Here is a 6,405-nt window from a genome sequence, read left to right on the forward strand (position 1 = left end):
TCTCCCGGGTCCCGGGCGACCGCCGGGGCCGCCTCCGCGGCGGCGGAGGGAGCCGGCGCCTCTTCCGCCGGCGTCAGCCGGGTGGTGCTGATCCGCAGCGACGACCGGGTGGCCGGCACCCGCGCGGCGATCGACCTGCTGCAGCCCACCGGCCTGAAGGACCGTTCGGTTTTCCTCAAGCCCAACTACAACACCGCCGATCCGGCCCCTGCCGCCACCGACACGCCGCTGCTGGAGGCGCTGGTGGCCGAACTGCGCAATGCCGGTGCCGGCGCCATCACCGTGGGCGATCGCTCCGGCATGGCCGACACCCGCCGGGCGATGGAGACCAAGGGGGTGTTCGCCCTGGCCGATCGCCTCGGCCTGGAGGCCCTGGTGCTCGATGAACTCGACCGCGACGGCTGGCAGCGCGTGGCCGCCGAGGGCACCCACTGGCCGAAGGGGTTCGCCTTCGCCCGGCCGGCCCTGGAGGCCGGCGCGGTGGTCAACACCTGCTGCCTCAAGACCCATCGCTTCGGGGGGGACTTCACCCTCTCGCTGAAGAACGCGGTGGGGCTGGTGGCCAAGTTCGTGCCCGGTGACCCCCACAACTACATGGGCGATCTGCACAGCTCACCCCACCAGCGGCTGATGATCGCCGAGATCAATCAGGCCTACAGCCCCGCCCTGGTGCTGCTCGATGGGGTGGAGGCCTTCGTCGACGGTGGGCCGGAATCCGGCCGCAAGGTCCGGCCGGGGGTGATCCTGGCGGGGAGCGACCGGGTGGCGGTGGATGTGGTGGCCGTGGCCCTGCTGCGGTCGCTTGGCACCACCGAAGCGGTGGCCCGCGGCCCGCTGTGGCAGCAGGAGCAGATCCGCCGCGCGGTCGAGCTCGGCCTCGGGGCGGCCAGTGCTGATCGGATCGAGATCGTCACCGCCGACGCGGCCGGCCGCGCCATGGCCGACGACCTGCGCCGCCTCATGGCCGTCTGATCAGCCCCCCCGCTTCAGATATCGCCGCACCTGAGCCGGCCAGTCGCCGGGCCGATCACCCGGCCGCAGGCTCGTGCTGGCCATCGAGGCCAGCAGCGGCGTGCCCCCCAGCCGCAGACTGTCGCCTACGTGCAGCACCACGGCCAGGCCGATCAGCAGCCAGGCCAACAGGTGCAGGCTGTAGGCCAGGTGGTGCAGTTGGCCGTCCCGCAGCCAGTCCTCCTGCATCAGCTTGCCGGTGGCCACCGCCAGCACCAGGGCCCCCAGGGCCATGGTGTTGGTGGAACGCTTCAGGCGCGCCCGGCCCAGGGTGAGGGCGTAGGCGGCGAAGAGCAGGCCCAGGGGCAGCAGCAGGAAGCCCGCCTGGCCATGCAGGTCGATCCAGCTGCCGGGCGGGGTGAAGGGCAGCCGCCCCCAGCGGCCGTCGTAGCGGCTGTAGACGAACAGCCCGCTCAGCCAGGCGGCCAGCACCAGCAGCGCCGTGACGCCATGGGTCAGCCGCAGCAGGGAGGGCTGGTAGGGGGGGCGCGCCATCGCGTCAGCTGCTGGTGTCCCCCAGGGTGCCATGGGCCTGGGGCGCCTCGGGGATGAACACCGCGTACATCCCCCGCAGGTCCCCCGCCTTGAAATCGAAGGCCCGGTCGGCGGGATAGTTCTCGGTCACGAAGGCCGGCCGGCTGGCCTTGGTGCCGTGGCAGGCCAGGCAGCTTGGCTCCACGTTGATGCGGCGGTAGTAGTTCACGCCGGCACCCTGCTCGGCCGTGGCGGGTTGCCACAGGCCGGTGATCGCCGGCTGGCGGTGGAACAGGTCGATCACCTCCCGCTCCTGGGCATTGGCTGGGGCGTGGTCAGGGTTGCGGAACCTGGTCGCCACCTGGCGCACCTGCCAGCCGTTCTCCTCGCCGATCGCGGCGGCCTTCATCCCCACCGGCTTGCAGACCTCCTTCATGGTCTGCAGGGTGGGTTGCTCGCTGCGGCCCTCGAGAGTGGAGGCCAGGGCGATCCGCATCCGATCGAGATCCTCCATCGCCGCCACGGCCTTGGCCAGGGCGGCCGGCTCCACCGGTGCGAGGGTCGGCGGTGGATCGGGGGGCGCCGCCAGGGCCGGCGGCGGGGCGAGGGTGAGCAGCAGGGCGCCGAGCAGCACCATCGCTGCGGAGGCGAGGGCCATCAGCGCCAGGCGCCGCAGGCTGGGAAACAGGATCTGGGCCATGGGTCGGTGGCTCCGGACGAGGGGGGACGGACGGACAGACGGGAAAGGCCAAAGGGCCCGGATCACTCCGGGCCCGGCAGGGGCTCAGCGAGGGGTCGGCTGGGCGGGGTTCAAAGCCCCACTAACCGATCGACGGCGCCGTGAGGGCCACGGGGGTGCTGGCGGTGGCCGCCAGATCGAGGGGGAAGTTGTGCACGTTGCGCTCGTGCATCGCCTCGATGCCCAGGCCGCCGCGGTTGAGGATGTCGGCCCAGGTGTCGACCACACGTCCCTGGTGATCCAGGATCGAGTGGTTGAAGTTCAGCCCGTTGAGGTTGAACGAGAAGCTCACCACCGCCAGGGCGGCGAACCAGATGCCGATCACGGGCCAGGCGGCCAGGAAGAAGTGGAGGCTGCGGCTGTTGTTGAAGGAGGCGTACTGGAAGATCAGCCGACCGAAGTAGCCGTGGGCGGCCACGATGTTGTAGGTCTCCTCCTCCTGGCCGAACTTGTAGCCCCGGTTCTGGGACTCGGTCTCGGTGGTCTCCCGCACCAGGGAGCTGGTGACGAGCGAGCCGTGCATGGCGGAGAACAGGGAACCACCGAACACGCCGGCCACGCCGAGCATGTGGAAGGGATGCATGAGCACGTTGTGCTCCGCCTGCAGCACCAGCATGAAGTTGAAGGTGCCGGAGATGCCGAGGGGCAGGGCGTCGGAGAAGGAGCCCTGGCCGATCGCATAGATCAGCAGCACGGCGGTGGCGGCGGCCACCGGGGCGGAATACGCCACGGCGATCCAGGGGCGCATGCCCAGGCGGTAGCTGAGCTCCCACTCCCGGCCCATCCAGCAGAAGATGCCGATCAGGAAGTGGAAGATGATCAGCTGGTAGGGCCCGCCGTTGTAGAGCCACTCATCGAGGCTGGCGGCTTCCCAGATGGGGTAGAAGTGCAGGCCGATGGCGTTGCTGGAGGGCACGACGGCGGCGGTGATGATGTTGTTGCCGTAGAGCAGGCCGCCGGAGACGGGCTCCCGGATGCCGTCGATGTCGACGGGAGGGGCGCCGACGAAGGCGATCACGAAACAGACGGTGGCCGTGAGCAGGGTGGGGATCATCAGCACGCCGAACCAGCCCACGTAGAGGCGGTTCTCGGTGCTGGTGACCCAGTTCTTGAAGCGATCCCAGGGATGGGCCCCGGAACGCGACAGGGTGGTGAGAGTCATGGCAGGACATCCGAAGATGGACAGACCGGGAGCGACGGGCGGCGACATCGCCTTGCGACCATGCCGCTTGCTGCTGCCGGACGATAAAACGATACCGTTGAATGATCCCCGGTCGGGGCTGCTCCCCATGCGTGTTTCTGCTCAACCTGTCTGGGGCTCCCCCTTCCGCGGCGCCCGGCCCTGGATGGCGTCCCTGGCGGCCCTGCTGCTGGTGCTGCTGCTGACCCTGGCGCCTGGCCCGGCCCGGGCCGATGAGGGCCAGCGCTGGAGCCTGCGCGACCGGGACGACAACCGCTGGTCGCTGCGGATCTTCGAGCAGCCCGACCCCGCCTGGCCCAGCGGCGAGCGCCTGCGCCTCAGCGCCCTCACCCCGGGGATCGCCATCGACCACAGCCGCCCCCTGCTGCTCAGCGACGGCGTCGGCGGGGCCTGGACCCTGGCCAACCGCAGCGAGGAGCTGGTGGCCCCAGGGGGCGGTGAGCTGCCGGAGGGGTCGGCCCAGTTCGACATGGCGGCCCTGCTGCCCCGCCCCAGCGACGCCCTGCCCCTGGTCCTCAGCCTGCCCCTGGCGGGCGAGGCCTCGACGGAGCTGGTGCTGGGCCCGGAGGAGACCCAGGCCATGCACGCCCTGCCCGCCGCCGTGGCGGGCCCTGTTGTCTCTCCTCAAGGCCCCTTGTCTTTGGGCGGTCGATGATGTTGTTGCTACACAATTCGGTGATGAAGATGGGCGAACTGTGACGTGCGATGCTGCAGATCTGCGGCAGATGGATATTTCTAATGGGATGACTATTTCGCCTGTCGTACGTTGAAAGGCGCGTCACATCCCTTCCGGGTTCATGTCAGATTGCTTTGGGGACTATCTGCGCAGCATCGGCCGGATTCCCCTGTTGACAGCCTCGGAAGAGCTCCATCTTGGTGCACTGGTGCAGGACTGGCGCGCCAACCCCGCGCCGAATTCCAGTGAGGAACGCTGTGGGCGCCGGGCCTTCAAGCGGATGGTGACGGGAAATCTGCGCCTCGTGGTGTCGATCTGCAAGCAGCAGTTCAACAGAATTCGCCAGATGAATCTCGATCCGATGGATGTGGTGCAGGCCGGCAATCTCGGCCTGATCCACGCCGTGGAGCGCTACCTGCCGGATCGGGGCTACCGGTTCTCCACCTACGGCTCCTGGTGGATCCGCCAGGCGGTGCAACGCCATCTCCAGGAGTCGTCGGGCCTGATCCGGATCCCGCCCCAGATGGCCGCCCTGGCGCGCAAGGTCCATGCCCTGCGCAATGGTTCTTCGGAGCCCCTGTCGCTGGCCACGATCGGCGCCCAGCTGGGGCAGAGCCCGCGGCGGCTGGAAACGGTGCTGCAGGCCTCCCACGACCTGCAGACCCTCTCCCTCGACCGCGCCCTGAGCAGTGCCGATGGAGAGGTCTGTCTGACGGATCTGATCGGCGACCCCCGGGAGCCGGGCCTTCAGGACGACTATGGCTGGCTGCATCAGGAATTCACCCAGCTGAATCCGATGGAGCGCCGGGTGCTGCGGCTTCGCTTCGCCGAGGAGGGCTCCCCCTCGCTGGCGCAGATCGGCGAGCATGTCGGCCTGACGAAGCACAAGGTGCAGCATCTGGAGAGAAAAGCGCTGCACAAACTGCGCGAACGCCTGGCCAGCCGGCCTTGAGCGCTCCAGGTGCGCCTGCGCTCAAGCCGGCCTGATGCCCACCCGCTCCTGATCGCCGTAGCGGCCGGCCTGCGCCAGCAGGCGCCGTTCCTCCTCATCCGCCCGGGTGCAGGCGAAGCCGTAGCGGGCCCGCACCCGCTCGGAGGCCTGCCGCAGCGCCAGGATGCCCCTGCTCCTCAGCTCCGCCACCGTCACGGTCTGGCCCGGGGCCAGGTGCTCGAGGATCACTGTGGACGGGGAATAGAGGCGGCTCCTGCCCCCGTCCGGCCATTCCAGCGTCAGCTCCACTTCCGGCATGGCGCCCCCCACCACCCATTGGGGTCATTGTGCGCCGGGGCCGTCCCCACTGCGGTGGCGATCACGACAGCGCCCCGAAACCGGTGAGCGGCTTCTCACCGCGCCAGATCGTCTCCTGCCGGCCCCCCGCCTCCAGAACCAGCCGGCGCTCCGCCGTGAACGTGCCGATCCGCGCCAGCAGCAGGCCGCCGCAGGCGGCCACCCGCTCCGCCAGCCGGTTTTCCTGATCGGGCCGGGCGGCCAGCAGGAAGCCGAAGCTGGGGAAACAGGTCAGCCAGGGCTCCAGCGCCACCCCCTCGGGGGGCTGGATCGCCGCCAGATCCAGGCGCAGGCCGCAGCCCGCCGCTTCGCAGAACATGGCGGCGGTGCCCACCAGGCCGCCCATGCTGATGTCCTTGGCGGCGTGGACGCTGGCGTCGGCCGCCAGATCCGCCATCAGGGCCAGCTGGCGGCGCAGCCGGGCGGGCTCGGCATCGGTGGCCGCATCCCAGCAGAGGGAGGCGCCGCGGAAGCCGCCGTTCGGGTCGATCACCAGGTGGCAGTGGTCGCCGGGACGGGCGGCGCGGGCCGAGAGCACTGGGCCGGCGGCCGTGCCCAGCACCGCCACCGCCAGGGCGTCATAGGGGCTGTGCAGGTTGGTGTGGCCCCCCACCACCGGCACCCCGAACACCTCCGAGGCCCGGCGCAGGCCCGCCAGGATCGGTTCCGCCTGGGCGGGGCTGCGGCACCAGAGGCTGTTCACCACCGCGATCGGGGTGCCGCCCATGGCGGCGATGTCGCTGAGGTTCACCAGCACCCCGCACCAGCCGGCGAACCAGGGGTCGGCGGCCACCAGGGCTGGGTCGATGCCCTCACTGGCCAGCAGCAGCGGCGTGGACACCGCCGGCAGCAGGGCGGCGTCGTCGCCTAGGGCTGCGGCGGGCCCGAGGGCGGGGAAGGGCTGGTGGGGGAAGGTGGCCGCCGGGGACTGGATGTCGGTCTTGCCGGTGAGGCCGCTGAGCTGGCGCAGCCGGGCGGCCAGGGACGCCAGGTCCGGCTCCTGCGGCCCGGGGCGA

At 70.5% G+C, this 6,405-nt stretch carries 8 protein-coding genes; 3 read left to right on the forward strand and 5 right to left on the reverse strand.

What is annotated here, in order from left to right; all coding sequences use genetic code 11:
• On the forward strand, nucleotides 1-972 hold a 972-nt coding region (locus tag VB737_RS14030), incomplete at its 5' end, for a DUF362 domain-containing protein (RefSeq protein ID WP_500313858.1).
• Here the strand turns inward: VB737_RS14030 and VB737_RS14035 are convergent.
• The 3 genes from VB737_RS14035 to psbA form a co-directional block, all read right to left on the reverse strand.
• On the reverse strand, nucleotides 973-1,506 hold the full coding sequence (locus VB737_RS14035) for a cytochrome b/b6 domain-containing protein (RefSeq protein ID WP_500313860.1): 534 nt from the start codon (nucleotides 1,504-1,506) through the stop codon (nucleotides 973-975).
• Between the two features lie 4 nt (nucleotides 1,507-1,510).
• Complete coding sequence (locus VB737_RS14040; protein ID WP_500313862.1) at nucleotides 1,511-2,185, reverse strand: Tll0287-like domain-containing protein; 675 nt, start codon at nucleotides 2,183-2,185, stop codon at nucleotides 1,511-1,513.
• Nucleotides 2,186-2,306: 121 nt separating this feature from the next.
• Nucleotides 2,307-3,386 carry a photosystem II q(b) protein gene (gene psbA / locus VB737_RS14045; protein WP_500313864.1) on the reverse strand — a complete coding sequence of 360 codons (1,080 nt, stop codon included), beginning with the start codon at nucleotides 3,384-3,386 and terminating at the stop codon, nucleotides 2,307-2,309.
• 127 nt (nucleotides 3,387-3,513) lie between these two features.
• Between psbA and VB737_RS14050 the strand changes: the two genes are divergently transcribed.
• Nucleotides 3,514-4,080 (forward strand): DUF3122 domain-containing protein, encoded by a 567-nt coding sequence (locus VB737_RS14050; RefSeq protein WP_500313866.1) that lies wholly within the window; start codon nucleotides 3,514-3,516, stop codon nucleotides 4,078-4,080.
• 142 nt (nucleotides 4,081-4,222) lie between these two features.
• A complete protein-coding gene (locus tag VB737_RS14055) occupies nucleotides 4,223-5,053 on the forward strand; it encodes a sigma-70 family RNA polymerase sigma factor (protein ID WP_500313867.1) in 831 nt (276 codons plus the stop codon).
• 21 nt (nucleotides 5,054-5,074) lie between these two features.
• On the opposite strand, the gene VB737_RS14060 is transcribed toward VB737_RS14055, so the two are convergent.
• Nucleotides 5,075-5,350 (reverse strand): MSMEG_0570 family nitrogen starvation response protein, encoded by a 276-nt coding sequence (locus VB737_RS14060; RefSeq protein WP_500313869.1) that lies wholly within the window; start codon nucleotides 5,348-5,350, stop codon nucleotides 5,075-5,077.
• Between the two features lie 61 nt (nucleotides 5,351-5,411).
• On the reverse strand, nucleotides 5,412-6,405 hold a 994-nt coding region (locus tag VB737_RS14065; RefSeq protein ID WP_500313871.1), incomplete at its 5' end, for a sll0787 family AIR synthase-like protein.

This window comes from Synechococcus sp. BA-120 BA3, assembly GCF_034931285.1.
Lineage (GTDB): Bacteria > Cyanobacteriota > Cyanobacteriia > PCC-6307 > Cyanobiaceae > Cyanobium.